Here is a 16,349-nt window from a genome sequence, read left to right as displayed (position 1 = left end):
TTAATTATTTTATATTTGCAACTATATCTTTTGTATCTCTTGCAATCATAAGTTCTTCGTTTGTTGGAATAAGGAATACTTTTACCTTTGAATCATCTGTAGAAACTTCAGTTAGTTTTCCTCTTACCTTATTCTTAGCTTCGTCAATCTTAACACCTAAGAATTCAAGTCCCTGACAAACAAAGTATCTGCACTCTGGTGAGTTTTCACCAAGTCCTGCTGTAAATACTATAGCATCTACTCCGCCCATCGCAGCTGCATATGCTCCTATATACTTCTTGACTCTATAATAGAACATGTCTAAAGCAAGTTGAGCTCTCTCATTTCCATTAGCAGCAGCATCTTCAACATCTCTAAAGTCACTACTTACGCCCGAAATTCCAAGAACTCCAGATTTTTTATTCATTATATTGTTAACTTCCTTTGATGATATATTTTCAGCTTCTTGAAGGAACGTAACAATCGCTGGGTCCATATCTCCACTTCTTGTTCCCATCATTAAACCTTCAAGTGGAGTGAAACCCATTGTTGTATCAACAGATTTTCCTCCATCTATAGCTGCAACAGAAGCACCATTGCCTAAATGGCATGTTATAATTTTGCATTCTTTCAAATCTTTTCCTAACATATCAGCTGCAATTTTGCTAACATATCTATGTGACGTTCCATGGAAACCATATCTTCTAATGCCATGTTTTACATATAATTCATATGGAAGAGCATACATGAAAGCATGTTTTGGCATTCTTTGATGGAATGCAGTATCAAACACAGCAACCATAGGAGTATTTGGCATTAGTTCCTTGCATGCATAAATACCAGTTAAATTTGGAGGGTTATGTAATGGTGCAAGGTGTGAAACTTCTTCTAAAGTCTTTAATACATCTTCATCTATAAGAACTGATTCTGAATATTTTTCTCCACCATGAACTACTCTATGACCAACTGCAGAAATTTCATTCATGTCTTTAATTACACCATATTCTACATTTGTTAATGCCTCAAGAACTAATTTAATGGCTGCTTTATGGTCTGGCATAGGTTTTTCAATAACCACCTTTTCTTTTCCTTCGGGCTTATGTCCTAATAGTGACCCTTCTAGACCTATTCTTTCTGCAAGACCCTTAGCAAGAACTGATTCATTTTCCATGTTGATTAGTTGGTACTTTAATGAAGAACTACCACAGTTAATTACTAATACGTTCATCTTACGAACCCCTTTCATTTTCTTATTATTGGGCTTGAACTGCTGTTATAGCAACAACATTTACTATATCTTCAACGCTACATCCACGTGAAAGGTCATTCACTGGTGCAGCAAAGCCCTGACAAATTGGTCCAATTGCTTCTGCGTTAGCAAGTCTTTGAACAAGTTTGTATCCAATGTTTCCTGATTGTAAATCTGGGAATATTAACACATTTGCCTTGCCTGCTACAGAACTTCCTGGCGCTTTAAGCTCTGCGACTTTTGGAACTATAGCAGCATCTAATTGCAATTCTCCATCAATCATTAAATCTGGAGCTTTTTCTCTGGCTATTTTTGTAGCTTCAACCACCTTGTCAACCAATTCATGCTTAGCACTTCCTTTAGTCGAGAATGATAACATAGCTACTCTTGGCTCTATTCCACATAGTGATTTTGCATTCTCAGCACTTGCAATAGCAATTGAAGCAAGTTCTTCAGCATTTGGATTTGGATTTACTGCACAATCAGCAAAAATAAATAATCCATTTTCTCCAAATATTGAATTTGGAACCTCCATTACAAAGAAACTCGATGCAATAGAAACTCCAGGTTTAGTTTTTATAATCTGCATTGCAGGTCTTAAAAGGTCTCCAGTTGAATGAATAGCACCTGAAACCATTCCGTCTGCATCATTTAATTTAACCATCATTGTTCCATAATACATTTCATCTTTTACAATTTCTCTTGCCTGGTCTATAGTTACACCTTTATTTTTTCTGATTTCATAGAGACTTTGAGCATAACTTTCGAATTTTTCGCTTTGAACAGGGTTAATTATCTGAACTCCTTCAAGGCTAACTCCCTGTTCCTTTGCTACGCTATGTATTTTTTCTTCATCCCCAAGAAGAACTAGTTTAGCAAGACCCTCTTTTACTATAATCTCTGCTGCTTTAACTGTTCTTGGTTCTGCTCCTTCCGGCAATACAATCGTTTTTTTATTTAACTTCGCCTTAGCCTTAATTTGTTCCATCAAAGCCATTTTAAAACCCCTTTCGTTTGTATATATTGTATATTAAATATTAATCAGCATAAGTTATTATGTTACATTTTTCAATTCCCATATTATATTATATAATAATTATGTCAATAAACAAATAAAATTATTAAAAAAATAATAAAAATTTTATATTTAGGGTGATATTAATGAAGATTGCAGGTATAATTGTCGAATATAATCCGTTACATAATGGTCATGTGTATCATATAGAAAATACAAGAAAAACAACAAAATGCGATTTTTTAGTTGCAGTAATGAGTGGTAATTTTGTTCAAAGAGGTGAACCTGCTATAATTGATAAGTGGTCAAGAACTGAAGCAGCTTTAAAGGCAGGAATAGATTTAGTAATTGAACTTCCTTTCATATACAGCATAAGCAGTGCAGAAAAGTTTGCATTCGGAGCAATACAAACTTTAGATGCATTAAAAAAAATAGATTATGTATGTTTTGGAAGCGAATTAGGTTGCATCGTGCCACTAAATGATATTGCTGAATTGCTCATTAACGAACCAATTGAATTTCAAAATTTGATTAAAACTTATTTAAATTATGGACTTCCATTTGCTAAGTCAAGGGAAAAAGCAATAACGGATTACTTTAAAAAAAATAAAATTAAAATTGAAGTGGAAAAAATAATAAAAAATTCTAATAACATTCTCGGAATTGAATACATTAAAGCTCTAAAAAAAATATCGAGTAATATTCAGCCAATTACGATTAAAAGAATCAAAAACAACTACAACGATATAGAAATAACATCATCGATATCTAGTGCTACTTCAATAAGAGTAAACTTTGAAAATAAAGAACTGATAAAAAAGGTTATGCCTAATTATACCTTTAATATTTTGAACAGGGAAATAGAATATGGAAAATGCCCAGTTGAATTGAATTCATTTTTTGAAATACTGCTTTATAAAATAAGGACATCTTCATTGGAATATTTGAGAACAATTCATGATGTTACTGAAGGTTTGGAATATAAACTAAAAAGAGCAGCTGAGGATTTTACTACCCTTAATGATTTTATAAATTCAGTAATGAGTAAAAGATACACTAAAACTCGTATCCAAAGAATACTATTATATATAATGTTTGATATTACAAAAGAAATTTATACTTCAGAAACACAAAATATAAAATATATAAGAATATTAGGAGCAAATAAAAAAGGAAGAGAATTAATTAAAGAATTAAAAGAAATTGTCGAATTGCCAATAATAACCAATGTCTCAAAAAAAGAAAAGGAGCTTCTAAAATTCGATATTATGGCTTCAAATATTTATGTGTTAGGATACAAAAATAAAGAAAGAAAAAAAGCAATGCAGGATTTGAAAACCTCTCCCATTTTAGTCGAATGAACATGAATTATATTTAAGAAAACCGCATAAATTGTAGTGAAGCAATAAGATAGGCGTTAAAAATGTTGATATTTCTTCAAATACTTTTTGTAATTAGCATTCTTTCATTCTTTTTTATAAACAAAAGATATGGAATAAAAATATTTCTTTTATTAATACTATTTAGCATGTTTTTATTTCCGAGTGTATCAATAAAAAATGCTAGACATGGTTATGAATTGTGGGTATCAGTAATAATTTCTTCATTATTGCCTTTTTTTATATTGAATGATTTGATGATTTATTTTGAAATTCCTGATGCTCTTTTTCACTTATTTTCGAAACCTTTTGAAATATTATTTAAAACATCTGGTTATGGTGCCTACGTATTTATTTTGAGCATATTTTCAGGATATCCCACCGGAGCTAAAATTGTTTCACAATTAATCAGTGAAAAAAAGATAAGTGAATATGAGGGGCAGAAAATACTTAATTTTGCAAGCACTTCTGGTCCTTTATTTGTTGTTGGAGCTGTTGGCGCTGGAATGTTAAAAAACGAAATAGCAGGTTATGTTGTTTTTATATCCCATATATTAGGTGCGATAGCAAATGGGATTTTATATTCCTTCTTTTATAAAAGGACATCAAAAAACATATTTAATTTTAAAAATAAGAATGAAAAAACTAAAAACATATTTTATTCAGCCATAACAAATTCTTTATTGACAACTGGTTTAATTGGAGGGTATATAATATTTTTCTCAGTAATAATAGGAATTTTTAAACACATAAAATTATTTACTATGTTAACTTTTTTATTATCTAAATTTTTGCCTGGAAAACTACCTGAAATATTAATATTATTATTTCAAAGTATCATTGAAATTTCAAATGGATGTAATATTATTGCTACTTCAAATTTAAGTTTAGAAATGATATTGATTCTTGAATGCTTTATAATTTCATTCAGTGGTGTTTCGATAATCATGCAGGCTGTAACAATACTACATGACTGTAAAATAAATATAAAAAACTATATCATATCAAAATTTAGCCATGCATTATTATCTTCAATTATTTGCTATATATTATTAAAGATTAGACTATTTAATTCTATTTCAGTTTCTAATTTCAATAATATTCATATACCAAACAAATTTATATTAATCCAGTTGATGCTAATAATAATATTATTTTCACTGTTAATCTATAGAATAAAAGCATATTATAAAACAATTAAATTAATGAGAAAGTAATTTAAAAGCCCTATGAATGATTTACTTGGATTTGCTTATAGAACCTAAAAACTCTAACGTTCATGAACACTACATCTTAGCAATATATTCTTCGGGCCGTAAAGATAACTTCTTTTATTTCATAAAATTTTATTTACTGCTATATCCTTCTCTAATTTTTTGCAAAATATCTTGTAAAACTTCGTCAGGGACTAGTTCCTTTATACAGCCTCCATACATTGCAACCTGTTTTACAAGGCTTGAACTTAAAAATGAGTATTTATTACTTGTCATCATAAAAATAGTCTCAATATTTTCATCAAGCTTATTATTCATCATCGCCATTTGCAATTCATATTCAAAGTCCGTTACTGCTCGTAAACCTTTTATAATAACTTGAGCATTCTTTCTTTTAGCATAGTTTACTAAAAGTCCTCTAAAACTTTCAACTTCTACATTCTTTAAATGCATAGTAACTCTCTTAATAAGTTCTACCCTTTCTTCAATTGAAAAAAGAGGGTTCTTCTTGTCAGGATTTTCTAGAACAGCAACAATCAATTTGTCACAAACATTTGCAGCCCTGATTATTATATCAAGGTGTCCATTTGTAATTGGGTCAAAGCTTCCAGGGTAAACTGCAATTTTTTCCATATTAATCCTCCCTATTCCATAGAGCAATCAGCGTTCTACCATACTTTTCTACTCTATAATTTTTAAATTCTCCTATATTTTCTATTATAGCATCATTTTGATCAAGTTCTGCAACTATTAAACAATTATCGCTAAATATTTTCAATTCATAAATAGCTCCAATTGACCTTTCAACTAAACCTTTCCCATATGGTGGGTCTAAAAATATCAAATCATATTTCATATTTTGGTTTCTTATACTCTTTAATATTGTAAAAGAATCTCCAAAATATGTAGTTGATTTATCATCAAAGCATAAATTATAGATATTTTCTTTAAGAACTCTAAAAGCATTTTTATCAGATTCAATAAAAGTGCAATGTTTTGCACCCCTGCTTAATGCTTCGAGCCCAAGGTTACCGCTACCAGCAAATAAATCCAATACATTTGAATCATAAACTTTATTTCTTATGATATTGAATAATGCTTCTTTTACTCTATCAGATGTGGGCCTAGTTATCATCCCCTCTGGGGCCTTTATAATTCTCCCCTTAGCTAATCCAGTAATAATTCTCATATATGCCTCCTATAAATTAGTCATAAAGAAAAGGGAAGATAAACTTCCCTTTTCTTTATTTTATATTAATTACTTTCTTCCTGCAAGCCCTCTTTCATAAGCTTCAACCATCTTTTTAACCATATATCCGCCAACTGATCCACATTCTCTTGATGTCATATTTCCCCAGTATCCAGTTGTTGGAACTTGAACACCAATTTCATTAGCTACTTCATATTTAAATTGTTGAAGCCCACTCTTTGCTTCTGGAACTACCTTTTGATTAGTTCTTCCTACTATGCTTTCGTTCATCCTTTTCACCTCCTGTTTCAGTTGCTTATTATTAATTTCCCCAGTATTCGACAATATATTCATGTAATTTTTGGTAATTTATTTAAATATTAAAAGGGATGTGGAGAAAATCCCCACATCCCTTTTTATCTAATTGTGCTACCGCCTTATTATCTTCTTTGTGCTAAGCCTTTTTCATAAGCTTCTACCATCTTTTTAACCATATATCCGCCAACTGATCCGCATTCTCTTGATGTCATATTTCCCCAGTATCCAGTTGTTGGAACTTGAACACCAATTTCATTTGCAACTTCATATTTAAATTGTTCAAGTGCTGCCTGAGCTTCTGGAACTAATGCTCTATTTCTTGATTGAATGTTTATCATATTGTTTCACCTCCTGTTTCTGTTTCTATTTATAATTTAACCACTTAACAAAAAATTATAACAGGAAGTTTTATGTAAACAATGCAACCTAATTTAATGCAAAGGAATCATCTACAATATTGGTAAGCTCATATACCTTGTTCCTTAAATTTGAATATGAGTTATCTTCTATTTTATTATTCTCTATAAGCTCCTTTGCAATTTCTCTAGTTTGTTTTAATATATCAATATCGTGAATTATATCTGCTACTTTCAATTCAGGCAATCCGTGTTGCTTGGTTCCAAAAAATTCGCCAGTTCCTCTCAGCTTCAAATCAAATTCAGCAATTTCAAAACCATCAGTGGTTTTTGTCATAACTTTCATTCTTTCAATAGATTCGTCTGATTTTGCATCAGCTATTAAAAAACAATAAGATTTATGACTGCCTCTTCCAACTCTACCTCTTAGCTGATGAAGCTGTGATAAACCAAATCTATCTGCATTTTCAATAACCATTACGCTTGCATTAGGGACATTAACACCAACTTCAACTACGGTTGTTGAAACAAGGACTTGAGTCTTATTTTCTTTAAAATTTAACATCGCTCTATCCTTTTCCTGTGCGGACATTTTGCCATGTAAAAGTCCAATATTATACTCCTTTAGAAAATTTTTCTTCAAAAATTCAGCCATCTCAGTTGCAGATTCTGCTTCTAATTTTTCTGATTCTTCAACAAGTGGACAAATAACATATGCCTGTCTGCCATTATCTAATTCTTTCTTTACAAATTCATAAACCTTTTCTTTGGAATTTGGTCTTATAAAATATGTTTCAATTTTCTGCCTTCCTGGAGGAAGCTGATTAATAATAGAAATATCCATATCTCCATACATAAACAATGCCAGGGTCCTTGGTATAGGAGTTGCTGTCATAACTAAAACATGGGGGTTATGTCCCTTATTAACTAGGTTTGCTCTCTGCCTTACACCAAATCTATGTTGTTCATCAGTTATTGCTAGAGCTAAATTTTTAAATTCAACATTATCCTGTATAATAGCATGGGTTCCAACAATAATTGAAATCTCTCCATTAGCTATTTTGCGCAATATTTCGTCCTTCTCCTTTTTTGGTGTGCTACCGACCAATAGTGCAATTTTTATTTTCCATTCCTTTAATATATTAGTGATAGTGTGATAATGCTGTTCAGCTAATATTTCTGTAGGAGCCATCATAGCCGCCTGATAACCATTCATGGCTGCATTAAAAAGAGCGATAACAGAAATAACAGTTTTACCTGAACCTACATCACCCTGCAACAGTCTATTCATTGGCTTATCGCTTTTCATATCTTTTAATATTTCTCTAATAGCCTTTGACTGAGCTTCTGTAAGTTCAAAAGGAAGTTTGTTTTTTAAGTCAATCATTTCTTTACAAACCGGCATTGCATAGGAAGTCTTATTTTTACTATAAGTTTTTTTTAAATAAAAAAGTCCCAACTGAATTGTTAATAATTCTTCGAATTTTACTCTATATCTTGCTAATTCCAGCATCTCTTTATTTGATGGGAAATGAATATTGTATATAGTTGTTTTTATATCTAATAGATTGTATAATTTTAAAATGCTCAAAGGAAGGATTTCCTCAACTTCAGAATCAATATGTTCCAATGCTGATTTAATAACTTTTCTTAACAATTTTTGATTTACATTTTTATTCAATGGATAAATGGGGTTGATTCCATAAGTTTTTTCATAATCCTTTTCGATTTGAGGATCAACTATAGTTGTCTTTCCATTAAATTTTGATATTTTACCATATAATAGAACATTGTCACCAACTTTTAAATAATTTTTAATATATGGTTGATTAAACCATACGCCGGTAATATATCCAGTTTCGTTTTCAAAAACGACTTCGTTCATAGTTTTACCTGTTCTTGTTTTCTTTGACGGATATACAATCGACACACTGGCAACAATTGTTGCAATATCATCTTCTTTTAGCATATTTATAGGCTTTATATTCGTTCTATCCTCATAATCCCTTGGAAAATAAAAAAGAGCATCTTTAATTGTGTTTATTCCAAGGCTTTTTAAACTACTTGCAATTTTAGGTCCAACACCCTTTAGATATTGGATGTCCATACAAACACCTCTCATTTTATTCTTATCATTCACAAATTCATTAAATTTAATTTAAATTATTTTCTCTTCATCTTATATTATAACCCCATGAATGGATTGCTAATCGGTATCTCTCATGACCCATAATAACTCTTGGAACAAGAGAAAATAGCCGTGAAATCCTTCATGGGGCTAATCTGATTAAAAATATTAATTAACAATAAAAATCTAATGCATTTTCAACAACCAATCATTCTGCTGAAATTATATAATAATATATTGGCTGTCCACCGTAATTTAAGCTAAAATCAATATCAGGATATTTTTCTTCAAAGTAATATTGTATTTCTTGCGCATCTTCTTCCTTTAAATCATTGCCGTAGAATATTGAAACAAGCTCAGTATCATCGTCGAGCATAGCATCTATTAATTGTTTTGTTGTTTCATTTATATCTTTCCCTGCATTTATTAATTTTCCATTGAAAATCCCTATAATATTTCCTTCTTTTACTTCTACATCGTTCATAACAGTGTCTCTTACAGCAAATGTTACTTGACCTGTTTTTACCCTTAACATTGCTTTTGCCATTTCCTCTTCATTTTCTTTTGCATTTGCTTCTGGATTAAAGTTGAGCATCGCAGTTATACCTTGAGGAATACTTTTTGTTGGTATTACAATAACATTCTTATTGCTTAAATCTTTTGCCTGCTCAGCTGCTAAAATTATATTCTTGTTATTTGGATATATAAAAATATTTTTAGCATTAATTTTATTAATTGAATTCAATATATCCTGTGTGCTTGGATTCATAGTTTGCCCGCCTTCAATTATCTCATCAACGCCCAATTCTTCAAATATTTGCTTAAATCCTTCTCCAAAGCTTATAGCCACAAATCCATATTCTTTTTCTTCATTGTCCTCTTTATCTTTTTCTATATCTACGTCCTCTTCAACTATGCTTCGATGTTGTTCTTTCATATTATCGATTTTTATCTTTATTAGTTCTCCAATTTTCAATCCTTCCTCAAGAACGATTCCAGGGTTATTAGTATGAATATGAACCTTTATTAATTCTTCAGTTCCAACAGAAACTATTGAATCACCGTATTTCGTGATAATATCTCTAAATTTATCAGGGTCTCCATTTTTAGTTTTAATAAAGAATTCTGTGCAATATGCAAATTTTATTTCTGAAGTATCAATCTCATCATACTTAATTTCTTTTACCTTTTCAATATTTAGGCTTTCTTTTGTATTTACCTCGCCAATTAACATTTTATAGTAACCATAATAAATCAAAGCTAATCCTTTTCCACCAGCATCAACAACACCTGCTTGTTTTAATACAGGTAGCATTTCAGGGGTTTTATTTAATGATATATTAGAATGCTCATAAATCCTTTTCATGAACACTTCAAAGTCATTTTCCTTTTTTGCAATTTCAATGGCTTTGTCTGCAGTTTCTCTTGCTACTGTGAGAATTGTCCCTTCAGTAGGCTTCATTACCGCTTTATAAGCTGTTGTAACGCCTTCCTTTAGAGCCATTGCAAAATCATTTGTGCTTATTTTTTCTTTATCCTTTAAATATTTAGCAAAGCCTCTTAATAGCTGTGAAAGTATAACACCTGAGTTTCCTCTTGCACCCATAAGCGAACCCATAGCTATAGCATCACATACATTTCTTACTGTAATATTTTTTATTTTCTCTAGTTCGCTTACAGCTGATAGTATTGTAGCCGACATATTAGTTCCTGTATCGCCATCTGGAACTGGAAAAACGTTTAATGAATTAACCAATTCCTTATTTTTTTCAAGCTCGTATGCTCCGTTAATAAATAAATCTTTAAGTAATTGTCCATCAATGTATGATTGTTTCAATGTTTAAACCTCCCTGCTTCAAACTCTTATGTCCTGGACATAAACATTTACTTTTGAAACTTTTATACCTGTAAAGTTCTCAATAGCGTATTTAACTTTTTGTTTGATGTTTTCAGCGATAACAGGTATCTTGGTTCCATATTCAACGATGATAAACAAATCAACTATAATTTCATCATTGCTAACAGAAACTTTAACACCTTTATTTAATTGTTCTTTTTTTAATAATTCCCAGATGCCATCAGTAGCTCTTTTTGATGCCATTCCAACTACTCCATAGCATTCAGTAGTTGCAGCGCCAGCAAGTTTCGCCAATAATTCATCCGTGAACTCAATATAGCCATACTCGTTATAAACTTTTACAGACATATCTAAACCTCCCGTATAATAAATTAGGGAATAATCAACCCACTATGTAGATATTAATCCTATTTTATCTTTATTCTATAATTTTATATTAAATGAAAAGATTCTTCAAGATAAAATATTTTTTGCTGTAAAGGAAAAATACTTTACAAATTAGCAAATGCATTATATAATAATTAATGTGATTTTTATGTGATTATTGCATTAGTTCCTAATATCTGTTAAAATATATATGTTTATAATTAGGTATTATTGTTTCTAGTTAAGGAGGTGCCACGATGTCAAGAAAATGCGAAATATGCAACAAGGGTCTTGTTTTTGGAATTCAATATAGCCATTCACATCGCAAAACAAACAGAAGTTGGGCTCCAAATTTAAAGAAGGTTAAAGTTATATTAAACGGAACTCCAAAAAGAGTTTATGTTTGCACAAGATGCCTTCGTTCAGGAAAAGTTCAAAGAGCATTATAATTATGCATAAAAAAAATGTGCCAAAAGCACATTTTTTTTATAAGTTTTTCCAAATATACCATACTGAAATAAAAATGCAAATAGAAGCTATTAGCACCCAAAACCAGAAAGGAAGTATTATTGTAATAATCATACCTAATCCAATGCCAAGCAATATTATTAAAATCACATCAAAAACACTAATTTTGAATTTATTATGCCCCATTAAATCACCAAAAAAACTATTTGTAACTATATTATGCATTTAACGCTCATTTGACACAATTTTATTTTGCTTAAATACTAACACTTCTCCTTTTTTAATTTTTATTTCACACCTATTTTCTACCATTATATTAGAAATTCCTAAAGGTTTTCCAAATTCTATCGTAGAATTTTCTAGTCCATATTTAAGACCTTTTGTTGATAGTCCTTTTGCGTCATTAAAAATTGGTATTATAGAAATCAAATCCCCTTTGCTCCCTATTAATTCAATTTCATTGCTTACTAGATAAATATTAAATTCATCTGTAACAAAATACCCCTTTGCTCCTTTAGTATTAATATAATGCAAAATGTTTAGATTTGCTAAAGTATGGTCTATCCTTCCACCAACTCCCCCTATTATGCAAATCACGCTGCATCCCATTTCAATTGCCTTGTTTATACAAAGTTCAGTATCTGTAAAATCCTTTTCCTGAGGATATTGAATAATATTTATTCCCTTGTTTTGAAATTCAGATAAAACATCCATATTAATTGAATCAAAGTCACCAATCAAAAAATCAGGGACTAATCCAATTTCATAAACATAATTAGCCCCTCCATCGGCACAAAATATATAGTCTGTATTCTTTAATTCATTTTTAATTAACTGTAAATTATCTAGTTTACCATAATTAAAAACAACAGCCTTTTTCATATTTCTCACCAAATCTTTTAAATCTATCTATTGTGTCCTTTATATTCTCACTTTCAAAAATTGCTGACCCTGCTACTATTACATTTGCCCCAGCCTTAATTACATCGTCGACATTGTTTAAATTAATTCCACCGTCAACTTCAATATCAATGCTCAACCTCTCAGCATCAATTTTTTTCTTTATTTCATTTATTTTTTTAATCGAAGAATCAATAAATTTTTGCCCACCAAATCCTGGATTAACACTCATGATTAAAATCATATCAATATCATCTAAAACATAATCTAAAACATTTAAATGGGTAGCAGGATTAATTGCAACACCTGCTTTTTTCCCGAAACTTTTAATTAAGTTTATCGTCCTATTTAAATGTATACAAGCTTCTGCATGAACCGTTATTATATCTGAACCTGCTTTAGCAAACTGTTCGATATATTTATCAGGGTCTTCTATCATCAAATGAACATCAAATACCAAATTGCTTAATTTTCTTAGTGATTTAACTACTAATGGACCAATAGTTATATTGGGAACAAAATGGCCATCCATAACGTCAATATGAACATAATCTGCGCCATATTTTTCAATCAATTTTACTTCTTCACCAAGCTTGCTAAAATCAGCTGACAAAATTGAAGGAGCTAATTTCATCATTTGCTAATCCTCCTGTTGTTTTTTATTTCGAGCAAAAATAATTTATAATTATCATATCTTCTCCTGCTCAACAAACCATTTTCTACACTTTCAATAATAGCACACCCTTTTTCATTCAAGTGCAGACATGAAGAAAATTTACACCGACCTAAATATTCCTTGAATTCCCTAAAATAATGCATCAATTCAAATTCATCGATATGAGATAAATCCAGCATGGAAAATCCAGGAGTATCAACTATATAGGAATCGTGCTCCAGATTGATTAATTGAGCATGTCGTGTAGTATGTTTTCCTCTTGATATTTTTGAACTAATTTCTCCAGTTTCCATTTTAACTTTATCCTGTAATACATTAAACAATGTTGATTTTCCAACGCCAGATGGTCCTGCAAAAACTGTTATTTTATCTCTCAATAGACCTTTCAACTCTTCTATTCCATTGTTATTTACTACATCTGTCTTTATCACTTTATAACCAGCATCAATATAAATCCTTGAAACTTCATTATATTCTTCTTCTGTTACAAGGTCTGATTTACTAAAACACAATATCGTATCTAATTTATTTTTTTCGATTTGAACCAAAATTCTATCTAAAAGCGTATAATTGATATAAGGTTCCTTTATGGAAAAAACTACAACCACCTGATCAACGTTTGAAACTGCAGGTCTTATCAATTGAGACCTTCTTTCTTTAATATCTATTATATACCCAGAATTATTATCAGTAACTTCTATTACAACTCTATCACCTACAAGTGGAGTTATATTTTTCTTTCTGAATTTTCCCCTTGCTCTACACTCAAATATATCTTTACTTTCAGTTTCGACATAATAAAATCCACCTATTCCTTTTATTATAATTCCTTCCTGCATACATTCCTCCCTCGTTATTGATTGTTTTATTGTCCTTGTTGAACATTATCATCTAGTTTATTAACAATAACATCGATCATACTTCCTTGTCTTACTTCTATATCTTCTGCTACTCCCTGCATTATTACATCTCCATCTTCGTAGTTTGGATCATATCCATATTTAATCATACCTAAATTCAGCCCAGCGGTTTTTAATGCATTCTTAGCCTGCTCAAGTGGCATACCAACTATATTAGGAACCTTAACAACTTTTATCTCTGGCCCATCACTAATTATTATATCCACTGAAGTTCCTTCTTTAACTTCCATATCAGTATTAGGAGATTGACTCATAATTATACCTTTTGGAACTGTATCGCTATATTGTTTTTCAATAGAGCCTATTTCCAACTTGTATTTTTTTAATATATTCTCAGCATAGCTTATATCAAATCCTTTAATTTCTGGAACCTTGACTGTTTTTGGTCCTGAACTTATTATTACTTTTACTATTGAATTTTCCTTAACAAGTGTTCCTTCCTCTGGAATAGAAGAAATAACTGTTCCTTCTGGAAAGTCACTGCTTTGTGTGGATTCTATTTCCATATTAAGTTTATTGCTTATAAGTAAGCTCCTGGCATTTTCTTCTGATAATCCAACTAATTTAGGAACAGAAACATCCCTCACTACAAAATATTTATTAAACGCAAAATAACTCGCTCCAAAAATCAATAGCAGTATAATAAGAGTCATTAAAACATTTATTGTTTTTCTTTTTCTTTTTTTCCTAATATCACTTTTATCTAATTCTTCATTTATAACATCAGATGATATTATTCTTGTTTTTTCAAATTCAACTCTTTTATCTATCAAAGCGTTATTAGGATTGATATTTGCCCTATTTATGTCCTCTATCAATTCCCTTGAAGTCTGATATCTTTTGGTCATATCCTTTTCCATTGATTTTATTACAATATCATTTACAGCTTGTGGAATTGATGGTTCCAACTTTATAGGTTCAACTACTTCGTCCTGTATGTGTTTCAACGCAATAGTTATAGGACTTTCAGCATCATAAGGTGGCTTCCCAGTTAACAGTTCATACATCACAACACCTAATGAATATATATCGGTCCTGTGGTCACTGAATCCTCCCCTGGCCTGTTCTGGCGAAAGATAATGGACAGACCCCATTACTTTTCCAGTATTAGTTACTGTATTCGTGGTTGAAGCTCTTGCTATCCCAAAATCTGCGACTTTTACAATATTATCTTCAGTAACTAAAATATTATGGGGCTTAATATCCCTGTGAACAACTCCATTTTTGTGAGCATGTTCAAGGGCAAGGGCTATCTGGTAAACAATCCTTAATGTTTCCTGATAGTTTAGTTTAATTCTCTCTTTAATATATTCCTTTAAAGTTCTACCATTAACAAACTCCATTACAATAAAGTTTAAACCATCATTTTCGCCAACATCATAAATGCTTACAATATTAGGATGGGATAAACTCGCAGCAGCCATGGATTCCCTTTTAAACTTGCTAACGAAATCTTCGTCAGAATTAAACTCTGGACGTAATATTTTAACAGCAACATATCTATTTAGTATCGAATCTTTAGCCTTATAAACTAAAGCCATACCTCCGTCTCCAATTTTGTCGAGCAGTATATATCTATTATTCAATATCTTGCCGCTCAATTCGTTCATCTCCCATCCTCCTTCCTTGCAATAACCACTGAAATGTTGTCAAATCCTCCGCGTGAATTAGCTAAATCAATCAAATCCTCTACTGCGTCTTCTTTTTTCTCTGTTACTATTTGGTATATTTCTTCCTTAGTTAGGTATGAAGTCAATCCATCGGAACAGATAAGTATGATGTCATTAGGATTAATATCTATAAAGAATGTATCAACAATAACGTTTTCTTCTACTCCAACTGCTCTGGTTATCAGGTTTTTCTGAGGGTGATTTTCTGCTTCAGTTTCTGTTATAGTTCCATTTTTAACAAGTTGTTGAACATACGAATGGTCCTCAGTTAATTTAGTTATCCCTATTTCATTGATTAAATATGCTCGGCTGTCACCTACATGTCCTACATAAGCCCTATCCTTTATAAGAAGACAACAGGTCAGCGTCGTTCCCATTCCCTTTAAATTCTGTAGTTTTTGGGACTTTTCAAATACTTTTTTGTTTGCTAAAACCATAGCATCTCTAATCAATTCTTCTTTATCTTCATAATTATAAAAGTTATTAAAAACAAATTCTCTGACTGTTGTTGCTGCAATACTGCTTGCTACTTCACCAGCATTATGCCCTCCCATCCCATCTGCTACAGCGATAAAAGAATAATTGTTCGAAATTAGAGTAATTACATAATCTTCGTTTAATTCTCTTGATTTCCCAATATCGGTTTTACATTTAATATACACAA

The 16,349-nt window shown here is 31.0% G+C and carries 17 protein-coding genes; 3 read left to right on the top strand and 14 right to left on the bottom strand.

What is annotated here, in order from left to right; all coding sequences use genetic code 11:
- Positions 1-4 precede the first annotated feature (4 nt).
- Both ABG79_RS05585 and pta read right to left on the bottom strand, forming a co-directional pair.
- Positions 5-1,207 (bottom strand): acetate/propionate family kinase, encoded by a 1,203-nt coding sequence (locus ABG79_RS05585; protein WP_057978011.1) that lies wholly within the window; start codon positions 1,205-1,207, stop codon positions 5-7.
- A 25-nt stretch (positions 1,208-1,232) separates the two neighbouring features.
- Entirely contained in the window at positions 1,233-2,225 is a 993-nt protein-coding gene (pta, locus tag ABG79_RS05580; protein WP_057978008.1) for a phosphate acetyltransferase, read from the bottom strand.
- 164 nt (positions 2,226-2,389) lie between these two features.
- Between pta and ABG79_RS05575 the strand changes: the two genes are divergently transcribed.
- Positions 2,390-3,604, top strand: a complete 1,215-nt coding sequence (locus ABG79_RS05575) for a nucleotidyltransferase (protein ID WP_057978007.1) — start codon at positions 2,390-2,392, stop codon at positions 3,602-3,604.
- A gap of 62 nt (positions 3,605-3,666) precedes the next feature.
- Positions 3,667-4,839, top strand: coding sequence for a hypothetical protein (locus ABG79_RS05570; RefSeq protein WP_057978004.1), 1,173 nt, complete (start codon positions 3,667-3,669; stop codon positions 4,837-4,839).
- A 129-nt stretch (positions 4,840-4,968) separates the two neighbouring features.
- Here the strand turns inward: ABG79_RS05570 and coaD are convergent, their stop codons facing one another.
- The 7 genes from coaD to ABG79_RS05535 all read right to left on the bottom strand — a co-directional run bounded on the left by coaD (position 4,969) and on the right by ABG79_RS05535 (position 11,033).
- Positions 4,969-5,469, bottom strand: coding sequence for a pantetheine-phosphate adenylyltransferase (gene coaD, locus ABG79_RS05565; protein ID WP_057978002.1), 501 nt, complete (start codon positions 5,467-5,469; stop codon positions 4,969-4,971).
- A 1-nt stretch (position 5,470) separates the two neighbouring features.
- On the bottom strand, positions 5,471-6,025 hold the full coding sequence (gene rsmD / locus ABG79_RS05560) for a 16S rRNA (guanine(966)-N(2))-methyltransferase RsmD (RefSeq protein ID WP_057978000.1): 555 nt from the start codon (positions 6,023-6,025) through the stop codon (positions 5,471-5,473).
- A gap of 69 nt (positions 6,026-6,094) precedes the next feature.
- On the bottom strand, positions 6,095-6,316 hold the full coding sequence (locus tag ABG79_RS05555) for an alpha/beta-type small acid-soluble spore protein (RefSeq protein ID WP_057977998.1): 222 nt from the start codon (positions 6,314-6,316) through the stop codon (positions 6,095-6,097).
- 149 nt (positions 6,317-6,465) lie between these two features.
- Positions 6,466-6,681 carry an alpha/beta-type small acid-soluble spore protein gene (locus tag ABG79_RS05550; RefSeq protein ID WP_057977996.1) on the bottom strand — a complete coding sequence of 72 codons (216 nt, stop codon included), beginning with the start codon at positions 6,679-6,681 and terminating at the stop codon, positions 6,466-6,468.
- Positions 6,682-6,769: 88 nt separating this feature from the next.
- Positions 6,770-8,806 carry an ATP-dependent DNA helicase RecG gene (gene recG / locus ABG79_RS05545; protein ID WP_242859312.1) on the bottom strand — a complete coding sequence of 679 codons (2,037 nt, stop codon included), beginning with the start codon at positions 8,804-8,806 and terminating at the stop codon, positions 6,770-6,772.
- 229 nt (positions 8,807-9,035) lie between these two features.
- Complete coding sequence (locus ABG79_RS05540; protein WP_057977991.1) at positions 9,036-10,664, bottom strand: DAK2 domain-containing protein; 1,629 nt, start codon at positions 10,662-10,664, stop codon at positions 9,036-9,038.
- Between the two features lie 18 nt (positions 10,665-10,682).
- Positions 10,683-11,033, bottom strand: coding sequence for an Asp23/Gls24 family envelope stress response protein (locus ABG79_RS05535; protein WP_057977989.1), 351 nt, complete (start codon positions 11,031-11,033; stop codon positions 10,683-10,685).
- A gap of 275 nt (positions 11,034-11,308) precedes the next feature.
- On the opposite strand from ABG79_RS05535, the gene rpmB reads away from it, so the two are divergent.
- On the top strand, positions 11,309-11,500 hold the full coding sequence (rpmB, locus tag ABG79_RS05530) for a 50S ribosomal protein L28 (RefSeq protein ID WP_057977987.1): 192 nt from the start codon (positions 11,309-11,311) through the stop codon (positions 11,498-11,500).
- Between the two features lie 244 nt (positions 11,501-11,744).
- Here rpmB and ABG79_RS05520 read toward each other — a convergent pair whose 3' ends face one another.
- From ABG79_RS05520 to ABG79_RS05500, 5 genes are read right to left on the bottom strand one after another with little or no spacing between them, the layout of a single operon-like run.
- Complete coding sequence (locus tag ABG79_RS05520) at positions 11,745-12,401, bottom strand: thiamine diphosphokinase (protein ID WP_057977984.1); 657 nt, start codon at positions 12,399-12,401, stop codon at positions 11,745-11,747.
- Entirely contained in the window at positions 12,379-13,056 is a 678-nt protein-coding gene (gene rpe / locus ABG79_RS05515) for a ribulose-phosphate 3-epimerase (RefSeq protein ID WP_057977982.1), read from the bottom strand. Before rpe ends, ABG79_RS05520 begins: the two co-directional genes overlap by 23 nt.
- A complete protein-coding gene (gene rsgA, locus ABG79_RS05510; protein WP_057977980.1) occupies positions 13,053-13,934 on the bottom strand; it encodes a ribosome small subunit-dependent GTPase A in 882 nt (293 codons plus the stop codon). The genes rpe and rsgA overlap by 4 nt, the downstream gene beginning before the upstream one ends.
- Positions 13,935-13,960: 26 nt before the next feature.
- Positions 13,961-15,625, bottom strand: a complete 1,665-nt coding sequence (gene pknB, locus ABG79_RS05505; RefSeq protein ID WP_057977978.1) for a Stk1 family PASTA domain-containing Ser/Thr kinase — start codon at positions 15,623-15,625, stop codon at positions 13,961-13,963.
- Positions 15,622-16,347, bottom strand: a complete 726-nt coding sequence (locus ABG79_RS05500) for a Stp1/IreP family PP2C-type Ser/Thr phosphatase (protein WP_057977976.1) — start codon at positions 16,345-16,347, stop codon at positions 15,622-15,624. The genes pknB and ABG79_RS05500 overlap by 4 nt, the downstream gene beginning before the upstream one ends.
- Between the last annotated feature and the right edge of the window lie 2 nt (positions 16,348-16,349).

The sequence above is a fragment of the Caloramator mitchellensis genome (assembly GCF_001440545.1).
Lineage (GTDB): Bacteria > Bacillota > Clostridia > Clostridiales > Caloramatoraceae > Caloramator > Caloramator mitchellensis.
The sequence above is the reverse complement of the archived record's forward strand: the minus strand, read 5'-3'. Positions and strand labels throughout refer to the sequence as shown.

What these genes read in the sequence shown, in the direction of transcription:
- ABG79_RS05570 (WP_057978004.1), top strand. Translation starts at nt 3,667, where the DNA reads ATGTTGATATTTCTTCAAATACTTTTTGTAATTAGCATTCTTTCATTC.
- ABG79_RS05535 (WP_057977989.1), bottom strand. Translation starts at nt 11,033, where the DNA reads ATGTCTGTAAAAGTTTATAACGAGTATGGCTATATTGAGTTCACGGAT.
- recG (WP_242859312.1), bottom strand. Translation starts at nt 8,806, where the DNA reads ATGGACATCCAATATCTAAAGGGTGTTGGACCTAAAATTGCAAGTAGT.
- pknB (WP_057977978.1), bottom strand. Translation starts at nt 15,625, where the DNA reads ATGAACGAATTGAGCGGCAAGATATTGAATAATAGATATATACTGCTC.
- ABG79_RS05555 (WP_057977998.1), bottom strand. Translation starts at nt 6,316, where the DNA reads ATGAACGAAAGCATAGTAGGAAGAACTAATCAAAAGGTAGTTCCAGAA.
- rsmD (WP_057978000.1), bottom strand. Translation starts at nt 6,025, where the DNA reads ATGAGAATTATTACTGGATTAGCTAAGGGGAGAATTATAAAGGCCCCA.
- rpmB (WP_057977987.1), top strand. Translation starts at nt 11,309, where the DNA reads ATGTCAAGAAAATGCGAAATATGCAACAAGGGTCTTGTTTTTGGAATT.
- ABG79_RS05520 (WP_057977984.1), bottom strand. Translation starts at nt 12,401, where the DNA reads ATGAAAAAGGCTGTTGTTTTTAATTATGGTAAACTAGATAATTTACAG.
- ABG79_RS05585 (WP_057978011.1), bottom strand. Translation starts at nt 1,207, where the DNA reads ATGAACGTATTAGTAATTAACTGTGGTAGTTCTTCATTAAAGTACCAA.
- ABG79_RS05550 (WP_057977996.1), bottom strand. Translation starts at nt 6,681, where the DNA reads ATGATAAACATTCAATCAAGAAATAGAGCATTAGTTCCAGAAGCTCAG.
- pta (WP_057978008.1), bottom strand. Translation starts at nt 2,225, where the DNA reads ATGGCTTTGATGGAACAAATTAAGGCTAAGGCGAAGTTAAATAAAAAA.
- coaD (WP_057978002.1), bottom strand. Translation starts at nt 5,469, where the DNA reads ATGGAAAAAATTGCAGTTTACCCTGGAAGCTTTGACCCAATTACAAAT.
- ABG79_RS05575 (WP_057978007.1), top strand. Translation starts at nt 2,390, where the DNA reads ATGAAGATTGCAGGTATAATTGTCGAATATAATCCGTTACATAATGGT.
- rsgA (WP_057977980.1), bottom strand. Translation starts at nt 13,934, where the DNA reads ATGCAGGAAGGAATTATAATAAAAGGAATAGGTGGATTTTATTATGTC.
- rpe (WP_057977982.1), bottom strand. Translation starts at nt 13,056, where the DNA reads ATGATGAAATTAGCTCCTTCAATTTTGTCAGCTGATTTTAGCAAGCTT.